The 15821-nt window shown below is 48.2% G+C and carries 13 protein-coding genes; 7 read left to right on the top strand and 6 right to left on the bottom strand.

The features are described from left to right. Positions 1-394 precede the first annotated feature (394 nt). The gene (locus tag KJS47_RS17150; protein ID WP_213526279.1) at positions 395-4153 is read left to right on the top strand and encodes an FIMAH domain-containing protein; all 3759 of its coding nucleotides are present in this window, start codon (positions 395-397) and stop codon (positions 4151-4153) included. A gap of 122 nt (positions 4154-4275) precedes the next feature. Here KJS47_RS17150 and KJS47_RS17145 read toward each other — a convergent pair whose 3' ends face one another. Continuing rightward, positions 4276-4971: an SGNH/GDSL hydrolase family protein gene (locus KJS47_RS17145; protein WP_213526278.1), complete on the bottom strand. Its 696-nt coding sequence runs from the start codon at positions 4969-4971 to the stop codon at positions 4276-4278. A gap of 385 nt (positions 4972-5356) precedes the next feature. Between KJS47_RS17145 and KJS47_RS17140 the strand changes: the two genes are divergently transcribed. The 3 genes from KJS47_RS17140 (at position 5357) to KJS47_RS17130 (ending at position 8289) form a co-directional block, all read left to right on the top strand. Continuing rightward, entirely contained in the window at positions 5357-6049 is a 693-nt protein-coding gene (locus KJS47_RS17140) for a phytanoyl-CoA dioxygenase family protein (RefSeq protein WP_213526277.1), read from the top strand. A 32-nt stretch (positions 6050-6081) separates the two neighbouring features. Next, positions 6082-6927: an AraC family transcriptional regulator gene (locus KJS47_RS17135; RefSeq protein WP_213526276.1), complete on the top strand. Its 846-nt coding sequence runs from the start codon at positions 6082-6084 to the stop codon at positions 6925-6927. A gap of 99 nt (positions 6928-7026) precedes the next feature. After that, complete coding sequence (locus tag KJS47_RS17130) at positions 7027-8289, top strand: MFS transporter (protein ID WP_213526275.1); 1263 nt, start codon at positions 7027-7029, stop codon at positions 8287-8289. A gap of 131 nt (positions 8290-8420) precedes the next feature. On the opposite strand, the gene KJS47_RS17125 is transcribed toward KJS47_RS17130, so the two are convergent. Next, complete coding sequence (locus KJS47_RS17125) at positions 8421-8816, bottom strand: VOC family protein (protein ID WP_213526274.1); 396 nt, start codon at positions 8814-8816, stop codon at positions 8421-8423. A 100-nt stretch (positions 8817-8916) separates the two neighbouring features. Beyond that, a complete protein-coding gene (locus KJS47_RS17120; RefSeq protein ID WP_213526273.1) occupies positions 8917-9546 on the bottom strand; it encodes a YfbR-like 5'-deoxynucleotidase in 630 nt (209 codons plus the stop codon). 515 nt (positions 9547-10061) lie between these two features. Here KJS47_RS17120 and KJS47_RS17115 point away from each other — a divergent pair. Together KJS47_RS17115 and KJS47_RS17110 are read left to right on the top strand one after the other, a co-directional pair. Beyond that, positions 10062-11162, top strand: coding sequence for a metallophosphoesterase family protein (locus tag KJS47_RS17115; protein ID WP_213526272.1), 1101 nt, complete (start codon positions 10062-10064; stop codon positions 11160-11162). A 509-nt stretch (positions 11163-11671) separates the two neighbouring features. Beyond that, a complete protein-coding gene (locus tag KJS47_RS17110) occupies positions 11672-12925 on the top strand; it encodes a mechanosensitive ion channel family protein (RefSeq protein ID WP_213526271.1) in 1254 nt (417 codons plus the stop codon). Positions 12926-13345: 420 nt separating this feature from the next. On the opposite strand, the gene KJS47_RS17105 is transcribed toward KJS47_RS17110, so the two are convergent. The 3 genes from KJS47_RS17105 to KJS47_RS17100 all read right to left on the bottom strand — a co-directional run bounded on the left by KJS47_RS17105 (position 13346) and on the right by KJS47_RS17100 (position 15073). Next, positions 13346-14161 carry an alpha/beta fold hydrolase gene (locus tag KJS47_RS17105; protein ID WP_213526270.1) on the bottom strand — a complete coding sequence of 272 codons (816 nt, stop codon included), beginning with the start codon at positions 14159-14161 and terminating at the stop codon, positions 13346-13348. Positions 14162-14190: 29 nt separating this feature from the next. Next, entirely contained in the window at positions 14191-14502 is a 312-nt protein-coding gene (locus tag KJS47_RS24420; RefSeq protein ID WP_374707043.1) for a DUF6220 domain-containing protein, read from the bottom strand. Positions 14503-14596: 94 nt separating this feature from the next. Then, positions 14597-15073: a MarR family transcriptional regulator gene (locus KJS47_RS17100; protein ID WP_249716472.1), complete on the bottom strand. Its 477-nt coding sequence runs from the start codon at positions 15071-15073 to the stop codon at positions 14597-14599. A gap of 298 nt (positions 15074-15371) precedes the next feature. On the opposite strand from KJS47_RS17100, the gene KJS47_RS17095 reads away from it, so the two are divergent. After that, entirely contained in the window at positions 15372-15809 is a 438-nt protein-coding gene (locus tag KJS47_RS17095) for a LytTR family DNA-binding domain-containing protein (protein WP_213526269.1), read from the top strand. Positions 15810-15821 lie beyond the last annotated feature (12 nt).

Below are 15821 nucleotides of genomic sequence, written 5' to 3'. Positions count from 1 at the left end.
CTGTCAGGTTTTTTTCATTTCCGGCACATACAGCTTTAAGACAAGGTCAACATGCTCTTTATATACAATCACGTATTCCCCGGCGCAGCTCGGGATTGCGGCAGGCCTTGCACTGGTCGTGATTGCCGCAGCAGTAGGTGACGTTTTTGAGCTTGTTGCGCCCGATAAGGCAGACCAGAAGGCACCCTGCACCAGGTTGCCTTTCTTATTTTCTCCATCTCCTAAATTTTACATAATAGGAAAATCCAGAAGGAGTATAGTAAAAGATGTAGAAAATGGATAACGTACGAAACGATCTTCAACTATTCTGTAAGCGGTTTCTTTAAGTCATGGAAGGTGCAGTTCACTTTTCGACTTGGCTATGTATTCGAATCTTTTTACAGGAGGGATCCATTTGAGAAGCGTATTAAACAAGATTATACCGGTGGCTCTTAGTCTGCTGGTTTTAATCACCGGAACGATTACGTGGAATGGAAAACAGGCTTTCGCCGCTGCTGAAGCTTCCTTGACGATTGTAAATGCGGGATTCGAAGAGCCGGTCGTGAACGGGGCGATCCCTGGATGGCGACAAATTTATGGGAAAAGCGGTGGATTTACAGTTGACGATTCCATTGCCTTTGAAGGCAGCCACAGCGTCAAAATGGTCGATCCCAGCGCAATAGACAATTACGGATTGCTGAGCAATAAAATTGCAATCCGAGGCGGGGATCTCATTAAAGTCTCAGCGCAGACATACATAACGCAAGGAACGCCGGGCATGTATCTATATTTTTACGACAGTGCCGGGAAAACCATCCAAACGTATTCCAAAGGATTCGATACTGCACCCAAAGGACAGTGGACGACAGTGGGCCTAGAAGGATTGACTCCCGCCGGCGCTGTGCAAATGGATATCCTTCTCTATTCGGGCGGGGGAAATATTACAACTGCGAATACTGACCTGATTACGGCAACTGCGATACCGCAAAACGCAGCGTCGGACAATTTCCTGAATCCCGGGTTTGAGCAGCCCGTTGTAAACGGTGCTATTCCGGGCTGGAGGCAAACGATCGGAAGCGGTGGTATTCAAGTTGTTAACACGACGGCTTTTGAGGGAAAGTCCAGCGTGCGGTTTCAGGACACAAGTACCTCCGACGCGCTCGGCCTGCTGAGCAATCGAATCGCGGTCACAGGCGGCAAAATGTACAAGATATCCGCTCAGCTCTATATGGACAGCGGAACCAACGGCATGTTTCTCTATTTCTACGATAATACAGGCAAGCAAATCAAAGCTTATTCCAGAGGCTTCGACGGTTTGCCGAAGACGCAGTGGGCTACAGCGAGCCTTGAGGGCTTGTCTCCGGCCGATGCGGTCAGCATGGAGGTCTTGCTGTATTCCGGGGCGGGCAATACGGGAACCGGTTATTTTGACAACTTGAGATTCTCCGAGGATGTACAGCTAGACATCGCCTTCGGGAATCCGATCAACCGCGGGGAAGTCGTGAAGGTCGCCCAAACGCCCGAAGCGGTATTCGGAGAAAATTCCAAAGGAGAACAATTTATTTCTTTTGTCATCAACGGAACCCCGGCCACGTTCTATGCAGCGGATGCCGTTACCGGGCAGATTGTGTTCTCCCAGAAGCTCACCGGAATCGATACCGTTTGGGCGCTGGCTAAAGGCTCCGACGGCAACATCTACTTCTCGGGAACGAGCACAGGCGTGCTGCAGCGATACAATCCGAATGAAAGGAAAATCGAAGACCTCGGAAAAAACCCAACACTGGATGTTTTCGTTTGGCAGCTGAAGGCGTCCCGCGACGGCAAAATTTACGGCGGTACGTATCCGGGAGGCAAGCTTTTTGAATATGACATCGCCTCCGGCACGTTCAAAAATTACGGAACGATGGTTGAAGGGGAAGACTACGTCAGAGGTGTAGGTGTATCCGACGACTATGTGTATGCGGGAGTGGGTGCGCGCACCTACTTGATCCAAATCAACCGAAAAACCGGTGAAAAAAGGGATATCGATATCCCGGGACGCCGGGATACTGGATTTATTAATACTGTCGAATTTGTCGGCGGCAAAGCGCTAGCGCGCGCTGCATCCGATAAATATCATGTGATCGATGAAAAGACGGGGCAGTATGAACGGACGATCACCCAGCTGTATGCTGACTTTTCTCCTCCGTCGCCGTATCACCCCGAGCTTTTCTACTATAAGAAGGGAGCCGACCTGTACGCGTATAATTGGACGACCGACACCGCGCAAATAATCGAGGGCGTATCGGGACTTGGAGAGAGTACTTCTCCGATTGTTTTTGATTGGGTGACCCCGAAGAGCGGGGAAAAGGCCGGTAAGACCGTGCTTGCCTTCATGATGGGGGCAACGGCGGAATATTACCTGTTTGATCCGGATGACCTCTGGATGCAGAGATATACGCTGGGAGTTGAGGAGAACGGCGTGAATCTCATTACACTTCTAACGGGTCCGGACGGAAAAATCTACAACGGGGGCATTTACCGCGGAATAAGTGTTTATAATCCGGAGACGCATCAGATTGAAATGGCGGAAAGCCGTGTGCCCCAGGCGGAAGGCATTGGATTTATGAACGGAAAGGTCTATTTCGGAACGTACAGCGGGGCAGTGATGTATGTATACGACCCGACCCAGCCGTTGCAATTTAGCTATGACAGCAGCGGCAATCCCGGCCTGCTGTATGATATCGAAGAATATCAGGACCGTCCTTCGGTCATGACCAGCGGAGACAACCGACTCTTCATCGGCTCGAAGCCCGGTTACGGGGAACTGGGAGGCGCCCTCACCATTTATGACGCAATGAGCGGCAAATGGGACGTACACAGGAATGTGGTGCAGGACCAGAGTGTCATCGGGCTGGCCTATCGGAACGGGAAGCTCTACGGCAGCACGCAGGTCTGGGGCGGACTCGGAATCGACCCGACCGCGGAGGAAGCGAAAATCTTCGTTTGGGATGTGGAGAAGGGACAGAAGATTGAGGAATTCACGCCAAAAATACCGGGCATCGACCGCAAAGTAAAATCAATTGGCACCCTGACCTTCGGTCCCGACGGACTGTTATGGGGCGCGACCGAGGGCGCAGTCTTCGCCCTGAATCCGGATACTTACGATGTGGTCAAGAGTAAGGTGTTCTATGACTTTTACGCAACGTATCCGATCTTCCTGCATTTTGGGGACGACGGCCTTCTGTATACAACGATTGCGAGGACACTCACCGTCATCGATCCGAATACGTTTGCTTATAAAATGATTCGGGACAACGTCCATATCATGACGCTGGCCCCAGACGGTAGTATCTATTACGTCTACGGCTCCGGCCTGTACCAACTTCCGGTTCCGCTGAAATCCGTTTCGCTTACGGCGGACCAAGTAGAGCTGAAGAAAGGCCAGGCGTCACAATTGCATGTCACGGGTACGCTTCGCAACGACAAAAACGCCAATCTCTCGGAGGCGGAGATCCAATATTTCAGCAGCGACCCGGCAACGGTGTCGGTCAACAACAGCGTTATGACCGCTCATAAGGTTGGTCAGGCTCAAGTTTGGGCGCGGGTAACCTTGAACGGGGTAACGGTGGAAACGGCAAAAATAGACGTTAGTATCCCCGTTGCCTTAGAAGGAGTGACCGTTTCTGTCTACAGCACCGAACTCATGCGATCCCAAACGATAAAATTGAATGTCACCGGCCTTACGAACACAGGGGAGCCGGCCGATTTGACAGGCGCAAGTATTGAATTTCTAAGCAGCAGTCCCCAAACGGTCGCTGTGCAGGATGGCGTGGCCACAGCCTACAATGTTGGAACGGCCGAGATTCGCACTAAGGTCACGTTGAACGGCACCGAAGTTTGGTCTGATCCCGTAACTCTCACGGTGACGACCAATCTGGGCTGGCTTCAGCAATTGGTCGATTTTTATGAAGCGGATGGCCAACTGGGTCATCCTCTGGCGGCACAGCTGAGCAATTCGCTGAAACAGGCTGAAAAGTTCTTGGCGAAAGATAAAGATCAAGCATCTAAACACTTGGATGATTTCCTCAAGCATCTTCACAATGATGCAATGAGCAAAGCGGTCACGGAAACCGTTAAGAAGAATTTGGATTCCGATGTCAAAGCCTTTTTGCAAACCTTGAACATAGAGTAGGTCATAAATGTCACGCGGGGGCAAATTGTGGGTTTAAATATCCACGATTCGCCTCCACCATGAAGAACCCCAACCGCAAGAGGTCGGGGTTTTTGCTTTATATCCTGAGGAAAGGGAACCCCCTACTTCCCGCACCACTCGTTCATCCGCCCCCACAACCGATCGGCTTCTGCCTTGATGTCTTCTGGAATTCGCAGATCGGGAAGACCAAGTTCGGCGGAGATGGACATGCCCATCAATAGATTTCCTAGATAGTTGACATGGAGTCTGTCCAGCATCAGTTTTTCGTAAGTTTCGGGTTCGTTTCGATAAAAGGGTTCGAATCGGCTATAGGTATCGAGCAGCGTTAGCTGCATCTCGGCGGCCAGCGCACGGTTCGTTTGCACTATGGTCTCGAACGATTGTTGAAAGCCTTCCTCAAACAAATGAAACAGCGGGCAATAGTACGTCTGCAGCACAGGCTCGGCTTGAATCCCCCTTAGCCCCACGCAAATTCGGCGAAGATTATCCGCATACTGTTCGATCGGCATGCCTCGTACGGCGTCGTTGCCCCCGATCGTGATAATGACGGCCGCAGGCTGTAAGGACAGCACGTCCCTCTCGAGCCGTCGTACAAGATCGTCGCTTGTTTCCCCTCCGATGCCTTGATTGACGATGCAAACATGCCGTCCGATTGTCTCCCGCAAATTGATACCGAGCCAATCCACCCAATTATGCCGTCCCGCGCTTGACCACGTCAGTTCGGTGTTGCTTGAGCCAAAGGCAATGATACGGTACGAGTTTTCCGGGTGATCCTGCCATTCCCTTATGTTAATCATTCCTTCACGCTCCGCTCCTTCATTTCCATATAGTTCGATTATAGCACCAGAATGGCCGCGCCGATCATCGGGACGATGTTCAAAATGAAGGTATAGGAGACAGGAGAATTTCCTATCATCTGGAACCTTTAGGCAAAATTTTTGGAACAGCAATGAAATCATCCCCTCACGCGGCGGCGAATTGTGGAGTTGCACAGTCACAGTTCGCCTCACCCATGAAGAACCCCGACTGCAAGAGGTCGGGGTTTTGCTTTGTTGGGGGTTTGCCGGAAAGGACGTGCAGGACATCCGATTCGTCCAGATCGGGGAACCGATTTCTCCATGGCGGGGCCGGAGAGCTAAGTGCTACAATGCATGCAGACAAGAAACAAGAGGAGGGAGCCAAGTGAGAAAATTGACGGTGGCAGAGAAACGCCATTATGAAGAGTTTGGCTTCGTAGTCGTGCCGAATGTATTTACGAGGGAGGAATTGTCCGAGATGAATGCGGAGCTCGATGGTTGCGAAGGACAGATTCGAACCACGGGAGAGCATGAAGGCTTCACCTACCAGCTTGCGATGCTGACGGACACGACGAAGCAGTTCGCTCAAGACGAACGCATTCTGAACTTAATCGAGGATATCGTGAAGCCGGGCATCTCCATCTTTTCCTCCAAGCTGTTGACCAAGCTGCCGCACAGTCCGTCGATCTGTCATTGGCACCAGGATGACGCTTATTATGCGGAAGTGGTGAACAGCGATACGCGCATGTCGATCTGGGTACCGCTGCAGGATACCAATGAACGGAACGGATGCTTATGGGTCGTTCCGGGCAGCCACAAGCAAGGCTTGCTCCCTTATTCGGTTCAGCCGGAGGGGACGTGTCGGAGGGCGCTTGCCGAGCAGCAGCTCGATTTGTCAAAAGCCGAACCGGTTCCGATGCAGGCGGGCTCCATGCTTTTGTTTCACGCGTTAACCTGGCATTCCTCGAGAGGAAATGAAACGGACCATGCCCGAAGGGCGTTCATCGTTTCGTACCAGGAAGCAACGGTACCGATTGGGCGGGGAAAGCAGCATCTGGTTCTCCGGCCAGCCAATTGAACTAATCTTCCCCCGCAAGGAGAGAGTCCATCATGCCCAGCGCAATTCAAGTAGCCGACCATCTCCATAAATCCGTCTTCTCGGTTCTGTTTGCCGGAAGAACCATTCTGCCGGCCGGAACGTATCAAGCGCCGTATCTTCACAAAATCCACTCTCTGCACTATGTGGTCAGAGGGTCGGGCTATTACGTGATGAATAACGTCAAATACGCGCTGCAGGCGGGAGCGATCCTGGTATTCGTCCCGGAGACGACGTTCGAATGGTCCATCTCGGAGAAGGAAGACGTGGAAATCTATCATATTCGGTTCGACTACCGGATGTGCTATACCGAGAAGAGCGAGTGGATAACCAAATCGGCAGACAGCTGGCTTGCCCCTTTGCGCGGCTTGATGACGCCTATTCGTCCAGCCGAGGTCCAGAGAGGCTTCGACCATGTGTTTCGGCTTTGGAAAGATTACGACCCTCTCTCGCAGTATCGGTGCAGCTTGGCGTTCCGCGAGCTTTGGCTTTCCTTGATCGAGAATCTGTACGACCAGCAGTGCAGCACCGATGCAGATTCGGCCATTCAATACACGTGCGGGTATATTGCCGATCATGTTCACTCGGCTTTGACCGTTGAACAGTTGGCCAGGCTGGCGGGACTTAGCACCGGTTATTACTCGAGGCAGTTCAAGCGTCTCACCGGATTCGCACCGAAAGATTACATCATCCGTCTGCGGATCGCGAGGGCGAAGGAACTGCTGGAGCAATCCGGCTTGGCTTTAACCGACATTTCCAAGCTGGTCGGCTATGAGGACGAATTTTATTTCAGCCGGGTCTTCAAACGGATAACCGGTATGACGCCTTCTTCCTACGCGAAGCAAGTACTCAAGCCATAAGCGAGATCTGTGACTTCCCCGTCCTGCCTGGGGGAACCAGTGAGCATGTGGTTAGGCCTCAAGACAGTTAATCATTTCCCAGCAAAGAAGGATCGCCCGATGAACGCCTGGAAACGCAATTTGTACATTTTATGGTTCGGCAACTTTTTTTGTACGGCGGGATTTAGCATGATCGTCCCCTTCCTGCCGCTTTACGTGCAAGAGCTCGGCATTCACGACGAGAAGCAGGCGGCACTATGGTCAGCGATGATCTTCGGGATCAATCACGTCATGGTGGCGCTTGTCTCTCCATTCTGGGGCAGACTCTCCGACAAATACGGAAAAAAGCTGACGATGATCCGTTCGGGGATCGGCCTTACCATCATCATCGTCTGCATGGGACTTGTCCACACACCGGTACAGCTCCTCCTGCTGCGCGCCGTTTTCGGAATGATGGCGGGCTTCTCGGCGGCGTCCGCCGCTCTTGTGGCAACGGAGACGCCAAGCAGCGAGGTAGGCCGGGCATTGGGAACGCTGCAAACGGGGCAAGTATCCGGGCAGCTGCTGGGGCCGCTTCTCGGCGGACTGATCGCAGAGTGGCTCGGTATGCGCCCTTCGTTCTTCCTTACCGGTCTGTTTCTCTTGATCGCTACGGTGTTGGTCCTGTTCGGCGTGAAGGAAACGGGGACTTATGAACGATTTCGCTTTCAGTGGCCCTTGTTTGCATTCAAGCCGAATCGGTCCAGGAATCTGGAGAGGCAAAGCAGTGCAAATCGTGAGCTGGTTAAGCAGTCGCCGGTCCTTCTCCTGCTGTTCGGATCTACGTTTTTCATCGCTGCCAGCTTTCAGAGCATCAGTCCGATTCTAACACTCTATGTGAAGAGTATGCAGATTGAGGAGCATGTTGAGCTAATGGCCGGTCTGCTATTCGCCTCGAGTGCTCTTGGCACGGTCCTATCGGCACCCTATCTGGGAAGATGGGGGGATCGCCACGGGCATCTGCCCATCCTTCTGGTCTGTCTCCTCCTAATTTCGCTTCTCTATATCCCCCAGGCCACCATCTCGAATCCGTGGCTGTTGATGGGCACACGATTTTTGACCGGATTATGCGTCGGAGGCTTGGTGCCCTCGATCAGCTCGTTAGTCCGTCGTCTCGTGCCCTTGGACAGCCAAGGCCGTGCCTTTGCGTACAATACGAGCGCCAATTCAATGGGCAACGTAGCAGGTGCGTTATTCGGCGGGCTAATGGCAAGTCAGTTTGGCATTCCCATGGTGTTCTATAGTATAGCGGGCTTGTATCTCCTTCATTTACTCTTGCTCGCTTCGTTATACGGGAGGGTCGATCCCGTTGTGAAAACCCGGGAGATTCGTGTCAAATCCTAAGCATTACACTCCAGCGAACCGCGGATTTGCCTGCCGGTTCGGCCTCCAGCATGAAGAACCCCGACCGCAAGTGGTCGGGGTTGTTGTTTTGTCTGCAATGGGGCGGGGGGATCTTGGAGTTTGCCGGCAATCTATTTGGCGTTTTTATCGGGTTGATGAATCCCAAATAGATTTCCTTCGGGGTCCAGATAATACCCCTGCCACGCCATTCCTGGGAGCGCATATTTGGGCAACGCAACTTTGCCTCCATGCTGAAGAATGGCGGCCTCCGTAGCATCGTAATGGTCCACTCCGATCGTACAGGCATAGCCATTCAAGGCTTGGCCGGGCTCGGGGGAAGGTCCTTGCCGCTGCATCAAAGCCCCGTTGATGCCGGGCTCATCGGCATGGCCGGTCACAGCTCCAAAATAGGGCATGCCGGCATACTCGCTCCAATCCTCGAATGTCCAGCCAAATACCTCTCCGTAAAACTTCTTGGCGCGCTCCATATCGCCTACATGAATTTCAAAATGCACTAATCTGCTCATGTTCTCCTCCTAATGTTCGGCATCTCTTAATCTTTTCCTTTTGTTAGGGATTCTCCTTCTTCATTAGGATGAGAAAGATAGAACCTTATTCGATTTCCCCTTAAGAAGCCAGCGCTTCCTTCGTGATCTGTTCAATATCGATAGGAGATCTTGACCCCTCATGAACGAGATCCGGCAAAATATTATGAAGAAAATAGTGAACGCAATGAAGCTTGATTCCTTTAATCTTTATAAGAGCATTTCGATACATCAGGATGAATTCTTTTTCTGTATTCCCTCGCTGCAGCTCTGCAAAGGCCTCATAGATTTGATCGAGTTTATCAGCAACTTCCAATATTTGTCCTTCCACGGAATCGTCTTTGCCTTCCCGCAGTTGTCTGCGAAAGATGAGCTGAAATTCTTTTGGAATATGCTCGTCGATGAAATGAGCGACCATGCCCTCTTCTACTTTTTGCAGCATGGCTCGAAGCTCCAGCGAATAGTGCTTCACGGGTGTTTTAATATCTCCAATAAAAATCTCGCCGTAATCATGACTGCTGGTTATTTCGTATAGCTTTTTCCAATCTACAACGACTCCATTACTTTCTTCGATATCCGCCAATGTCTTGGCATATTGAACGACCTTCCAGGAATGAGCGGAGACACTATGCTCCTGAAATTTAAATTTCCCCGGGCAACGGATAATTCGCTCTAAATCGGTTAGCGATTGGAAATAAGCATGAATACCCATATTGTGAACTCCTTTCTTGGAGGAATGGCGTGTTGTTACAAGTACAGTATAGAATCGATTTGTTAATGGACCATTAACTCCACTAGGAAGTTATGTCATTTCCTAATTCGTATGAATCGTAGTGGTAACATCAAAACGGAGACTACACCCGTAGATGCCTGTATGGCGTTATTTTCGGACAGGAGTTCAAACCCCCTCGTTTCCATATGCTAAATCCACAACTGGAGTGGATATTTTCTTTTTTTATTAGAAAGTGATCACCAAGGATTTAAACTTTTTCACTAAGAGGAAAGATCTCTTAAAATAACTATGAAGGAATTATTTGGGGTTTGTCGAATAATTACTTTGGGCCTGGACACGTGCATCGGGACAACCTTACCGGGAGTACGGGGGCCTAGATGATAATTGATGAGAGGTTTGAATTCAGCCGGGCTTGATCATCCCAAAGCATGATAGGTTGTTTTTAGCTCATGTATCTTTATATTAATGTAAAGTTACTGACGGGAGTGTTTAACATGAACTTACCAGAACTTTTAAGAATGACCCCGACCGTATTTGCCGTAGGGGATGAATATCAGATTATGGTACCTGTTTCTGCAGAGTGCCTTATGTGGGTTGAAATAAAAGAAGAATGCTATTATGACGATTCTAACGGTATTCTTCGTTCTCATACTACACTGCACCGCATAAGTGTGCCATGCCTGGCATTGGACGATGCTAAAGAATATACCGTATGCTATCGGAAAATGATTGAACGCAAGCCCTATCACCCCGAAACGGAGGAGGTTGTACGTCATCGGTTTTCTTTCCGTCCCGTTCAGGGTGACAGAATCCGTATTTTTCATATTGCCGATGCACACAATCGTGTAGAATCCCCGGTTCTGGCCGCACAGGCAATGGAGGGTGATATCGATTTGCTAGTGCTGAACGGGGATATTCCGGATCACAGTGGAAAACTTGAAAACTTTGACGCCATTTACCGCATCTGCGCTGAAGTTACACAGGGCTACATTCCTTGTGTTTTTTCCAGAGGAAACCACGATACCCGTGGAATCTATGCCGAGAACATTGCCGAGTATACCCCTACGCAGCATGGAAATTCCTATTTTACCTTCCATGTGGGAAAGCTTTGGGGTTTGGTATTGGACTGCGGTGAGGACAAGGATGATTCCCATGCAGAATACGGCAACACCATCTGTTGCCATGCATTCAGAAAGCGGCAAACGGAATTTTTGAAAAAGGTGGCACAGACACAGGAATACAATCATTACGAATATAAAGTTGTCATTGTACACCAGCCATTTTCTTATGTGCAGAAGCCTCCCTTTGATATTGAGCAGGATATTTATAAAGAGTGGTGCTATGTCCTTAAGAATGAAATTAAGCCGGATCTTATGCTGAGCGGTCATCTGCATAGAACCGCGGTCTGGATGCCGGGATGTCCTGAAGATCATTTGGGTCAACCATGTCCTATTGTAGTGGGTGCAAAGCCTCTTCCGAAGGGGGAAGATGGAAGGGAAGGCTTTATCGGTGCGGCAATTACGTTGGATGAAGGCCAGATATCGGTACAGTTTGTGGACGATAAGAAGAATATTCTGGAAGAGATTCGATTCTAACACTTATGTTTTTGTAAGCAAAAAGCGATTAGTGCAATCCATCCTTTACTTCATTACAGCACGTTCACTGCTCCGTAGAACGATTTGATTCGGATTCCCTTCCGACGCATTTTTCTTCAAACGCGTTACGTAGAAGATACCCTGATCGCAGTATCGGTCGAAGGCGGAATAATCGACATAGCCGCGGTCAAACACGTAAGTGGCTCCGGTCTCATTGATGAGGTACGATGTCTGCGGTGTACGACATCCGTTATCTGTTCTATATAACCATGAGCATACTTTTCGCCAATGCATGGATGTTACTGTTCAATCGCAAGTTAGAACTAACCATCGTTAATAAAGCCCGCTCATGACTGCCTTCACGCTGCGACGGATTGTGGATTTGTCCATCCACGGCTCGCCTCCACATGAAGAGGCCCCGACCGCAACAGGCCGGGGTTTTTGTTTGTTTTCTAAATCACGAAGTAAAATATGTTAAAATCAAAATACAACATGGATTGGAGGTTACAATGGAATTCATACAAGAACAGCTAACAAGATACGGAGTAAACCCTCAGCACGTTGGTAGTCTATCTACTGTTATTATGATTTTATTTATAGCGGCAATTAGTATTGTAGCAAATTTGATCGCGAAAAAAGTAGTTCTACGAATTATTGCCCATATTATCACAAGTAATAAGGTGACGTGGGCTAATGTTATTTTGGAGAATAAGGTTTTTCATAAATTATCTCATATCGTTCCTGCGACAATTGTTTACTTTGCGGGTTCTATATTTTCTATTTATCAAACCCTGATTGAGAAGGCCGCATTAACATATATTATTGTCGTTTCATTAGTGGTGATTAATTCGTTACTTAATGCATTTGATGTTATATATCGAACATTTCCCGTTTCCAAGGTTAGACCGATAAAAGGATATATTCAGGTTGTAAAAATAATACTGTTTATTGTTGGTGGCATTACTATAATCTCGAATCTTATTGGTCAAAATCCGTTCATTATTTTAAGTGGTCTTGGTGCGTTGTCTGCAGTTTTGATGCTAGTCTTTAAAGACTCGATACTAGGTTTAGTCGCCGGAATACAGTTGTCATCGAATGATATGGTACGCGTAGGTGATTGGATTGAGATGCCAAAATACAATGCTGATGGTGATGTTGTTGATATTTCATTGAACACGGTTAAGGTTATGAATTTTGATAAGACAATTACGATGATTCCTAGTTATGCTTTAATTTCAGATTCTTTCAAAAACTGGCGTGGTATGCAGACTTCGGGCGGTAGAAGAATTAAACGTAGTATTTTTATCGATACAGGTAGTATCCGCTTCTGCTCTGAGGATATGATCGAAAAGTATAATAAGATTCATTATTTGAGTGACTATATTGCGGCAAAAATAAGTGAAATTAAACAATATAATAAGGAGCGTAACATCGATACATCCAGTAAAGTAAATGGCAGACAGCTAACAAATATTGGCGTATTCCGTTTTTATATCCAGCAATATCTAAGGCAACATCCGAAAATTCATCAGAATATGACGCTTATTGTTAGACAGTTAACTCCTGGAGATAGTGGGTTACCGCTTGAAATTTACGCATTTACTAACGATACAAATTGGGTCGTATATGAATCCGTACAATCAGATATCTTTGATCATATTTTTGCTGTTGCTCCTGAATTTGGGCTTCGTGCTTTCCAAAATCCAACGGGATATGATATTGCTCATAGCATTGAACGCAATGCAATAGATTACATAAGATGAGCTTAATAAAATAAGCAGACAGCTGAGGAGGCTGGATAGGACATCTTAAACCCCTATTTGATACTCTTCCTTGGTTCCTCCAGCCGTGGCGCCGTGAGCTGTTTGGCGCAGGAATACCCACTTAAGCGGCTCCTGGAGCCTGCGGGAGTTTCACGCAGTGGGTATTCCAAGTGAGGATCCATGCACGCAGACAGCAAGAACAACTGCTGGAAGTGCATATCATGGCCATCCACCGGCTGCCCCCTTATCGGGTACTTGCGCAAGACGGCAGGTTTAAAGCGGGAAGCTAGGCATCCGCCCGTCATACGGAGGAAACGACGCTCCTACCGCAAACAAGTCTCACAGAGCAGAATTGCTCAACTTGGCAGCGGCCCGGACTTCACAGATGGAAGATAAGGAATCAAAAGGGGGCATGTTTCCTTATATCCGATGAAGGATATCGCGCAACACGGTCGCCCATTCCCTGGGCATATCGAAAAAGGAAAGGTGATGGCCCGGAAAAGTAACCATTTCGCAGCCAAGTTTCTCCGCTAAGAGGGGAACAGTTCGTCCGTAATATTTCTTTTTATCCAACGTCATCTTGCCAGCGGCCACGACTATTTTTACGCCGTTTTGCCTAATCTTCTCGATATCGGGCATATAATTAACGCTAGGGATCATCTCATGCCGGATTAAGAACCACTCATTGTTCGTTTCCGTTACCCGCTGTTGAAAATCTTTCGGAACCGTCTTAAAAGCGCTAAACGGGATAGACAAGGATAAATTGAATCTAAAGCTGGCTGCTTGAACACCAAATCGGAATGAGGTCTGATAAACGTTCGCAAAAAACCTCTGCCATTTCTCGGAGTCCGGCAGCAGCCTTACGACAGGAGGTTCGTGGACAACCATCGCTTTGACGACTTGTGGATGCCATGCCGCCATTTCCAGTGCGAAGATTGCACCTCCGCTATTCCCGAATACATAAGCCGACGGATGACCGACTGCTTCTAATACCGCAACCGCATCCCGAGCCTGCTGGCTGACCTCGAAATTAAGCGGCTCGTTACGAGTGCTTCGTGAATTACCTCGGCGATCGTATGTGATTACCCGGTATTTGTTGGCGAGAAGATCAGCAACATATGTGTAAAATCCCGCGTCCCCATTCCCACCGGGAATCATGAGGAGAGGCTCTCCTTCTCCCCGCACTTCGTAATAGAGTTCGTCTCCTTCGGTTTTTACGTACCCCGAACTTACCATACTAACTTCCTCCTGTATTGAAGTCATCCTTATTTCTTCAAAAATGGATACGAGCCTCGTACCAACGCAAGAGCTCCCCAAAACAACACAAGCGCTAGAACGGGATGAAGGGCACCCGCGATCCCATGTGCCGTATAGTATTGAATGTTGAAAAGAAGGAATAAACCGAGACTCCCCCATATCATCCTCCGGGACAGCTTCCCGACGATACCGAGGATAAATAGAACAACCGAAAAATATTCAAACATGTGAACGAACGTTCGATGCCATTTCCAAGCTTCCGAGTTGCCGAACAACGCCATCCCAGCCAGATAGACCTGTACAACGATACATATGAACAATACCAAAGCGAGAATGGAGTAGGTCGCCCTACATACTCTAACTCGAGAAGGCTCAGTATGATTGGAATCCGCTCTCAAATGCAAACTCCTCTCCTCAAACGTAATTGTCCAAGCCCATTTTTTTTAGCTCTTCGGCGATTTGACCGTAGATTTTGTGTAACATCCGAATCATTTGATCCTTCTCGGCTTCGTTTAACGGACTGAAGAATCCACTATCTCTTTCGATTCTCGCTTCATGCATCTTTTCGTGTTCCCAGTAAATCTCTCTCCCGATGTCCGTAAGCCTGAAGTAGATCTCTTTTTTATTTCCAGGTTTCTGGTACCTTTCGATCGCCCTAATCTCGATCAATCGCTTTGTCACCTTGCTTATCGCGCCTCTGGTGACTCGAAAGGCCTTCGCCAATTTAGACACGTTAGGGTCCTGCATGTTTTCGATGAGATCGATGCAGTGAACTTCCATAAACGTATTCTCGCGCATGAATTTGTAGGTTTTCTCTTCCATCGTTTTGAGCAAATTATGCCTTTCTGAAACGCGATTGAAAATTCGACTTAATTCTTCATCAACTGCCATTAGCTCACCTCAAAATCGTTTACCTTGGAAACAATATGATCGTAAAGCATTTTGTTTCCTGTGTCAACTAAATGCGACTTGTCAAAATGCTCTAGAAGTATAGAAGCTTCACGCACTGGTGAATTGTGGTTTTGCCAAGAGATGGTCCGCCTCCACCATAAAGCAAAAACCCCGACCGCAAGAGGTCGGGGTTTTTGCTTTATGCCTAAAGAAAGATTTGATAAACTGAACTCGCAACGTGATTCCTATCCGCTAGCACGAAGGAACCTCCCTAATTTCGTCAAAAGCGAGTGAGACCATGAAAGTATCTGTGGAAGTGATTAATAGAGTCCAAGAAGAGGAAATCCTCATCAGGTGCCATGAGGTAAACAACAATATATATAAAATTGTAAATACGTTAAAAACGGAAGACCTTATTCTTCTCGGCTACCAAGAAGATAGTATTCACCGAATTAAACTAAGCGATATTTATTATTTCGAAGCCGTTGACGGTAAAGTTTTTATTTACTGCAAGGACACCGTTTTTGAGGTGAAGTACAAGCTTTATGAGTTAGAGGAAATATGCAGAGAAAAGAACTATTTTCGTGCATCCAAGTCAACGATATTGAATATAGCCAAAATTTCATTTGTACATCCGTCGATAAGCGGCAGGTTTGAAGCAGTGCTTGATAACGGGGAGCGTGTCGGGATATCCAGGCAGTACGTGCCCACGCTTAGAACTATGCTTGGCTTGTGAGAGGAAGGACTA

Origin of the sequence: Paenibacillus sp. J31TS4 (genome assembly GCF_018403265.1) — a bacterium.
Lineage (GTDB): Bacteria > Bacillota > Bacilli > Paenibacillales > NBRC-103111 > J31TS4.
This window is presented reverse-complemented; position numbering and strand designations above follow the sequence as displayed.

What these genes read in the sequence shown, in the direction of transcription:
- KJS47_RS17145 (WP_213526278.1), bottom strand. Translation starts at nt 4,971, where the DNA reads ATGATTAACATAAGGGAATGGCAGGATCACCCGGAAAACTCGTACCGT.
- KJS47_RS17135 (WP_213526276.1), top strand. Translation starts at nt 6,082, where the DNA reads ATGCCCAGCGCAATTCAAGTAGCCGACCATCTCCATAAATCCGTCTTC.
- KJS47_RS17130 (WP_213526275.1), top strand. Translation starts at nt 7,027, where the DNA reads ATGAACGCCTGGAAACGCAATTTGTACATTTTATGGTTCGGCAACTTT.
- KJS47_RS17125 (WP_213526274.1), bottom strand. Translation starts at nt 8,816, where the DNA reads ATGAGCAGATTAGTGCATTTTGAAATTCATGTAGGCGATATGGAGCGC.
- KJS47_RS17120 (WP_213526273.1), bottom strand. Translation starts at nt 9,546, where the DNA reads ATGGGTATTCATGCTTATTTCCAATCGCTAACCGATTTAGAGCGAATT.
- KJS47_RS17115 (WP_213526272.1), top strand. Translation starts at nt 10,062, where the DNA reads ATGAACTTACCAGAACTTTTAAGAATGACCCCGACCGTATTTGCCGTA.
- KJS47_RS17110 (WP_213526271.1), top strand. Translation starts at nt 11,672, where the DNA reads ATGGAATTCATACAAGAACAGCTAACAAGATACGGAGTAAACCCTCAG.
- KJS47_RS17105 (WP_213526270.1), bottom strand. Translation starts at nt 14,161, where the DNA reads ATGGTAAGTTCGGGGTACGTAAAAACCGAAGGAGACGAACTCTATTAC.
- KJS47_RS17100 (WP_249716472.1), bottom strand. Translation starts at nt 15,073, where the DNA reads ATGGCAGTTGATGAAGAATTAAGTCGAATTTTCAATCGCGTTTCAGAA.
- KJS47_RS17095 (WP_213526269.1), top strand. Translation starts at nt 15,372, where the DNA reads ATGAAAGTATCTGTGGAAGTGATTAATAGAGTCCAAGAAGAGGAAATC.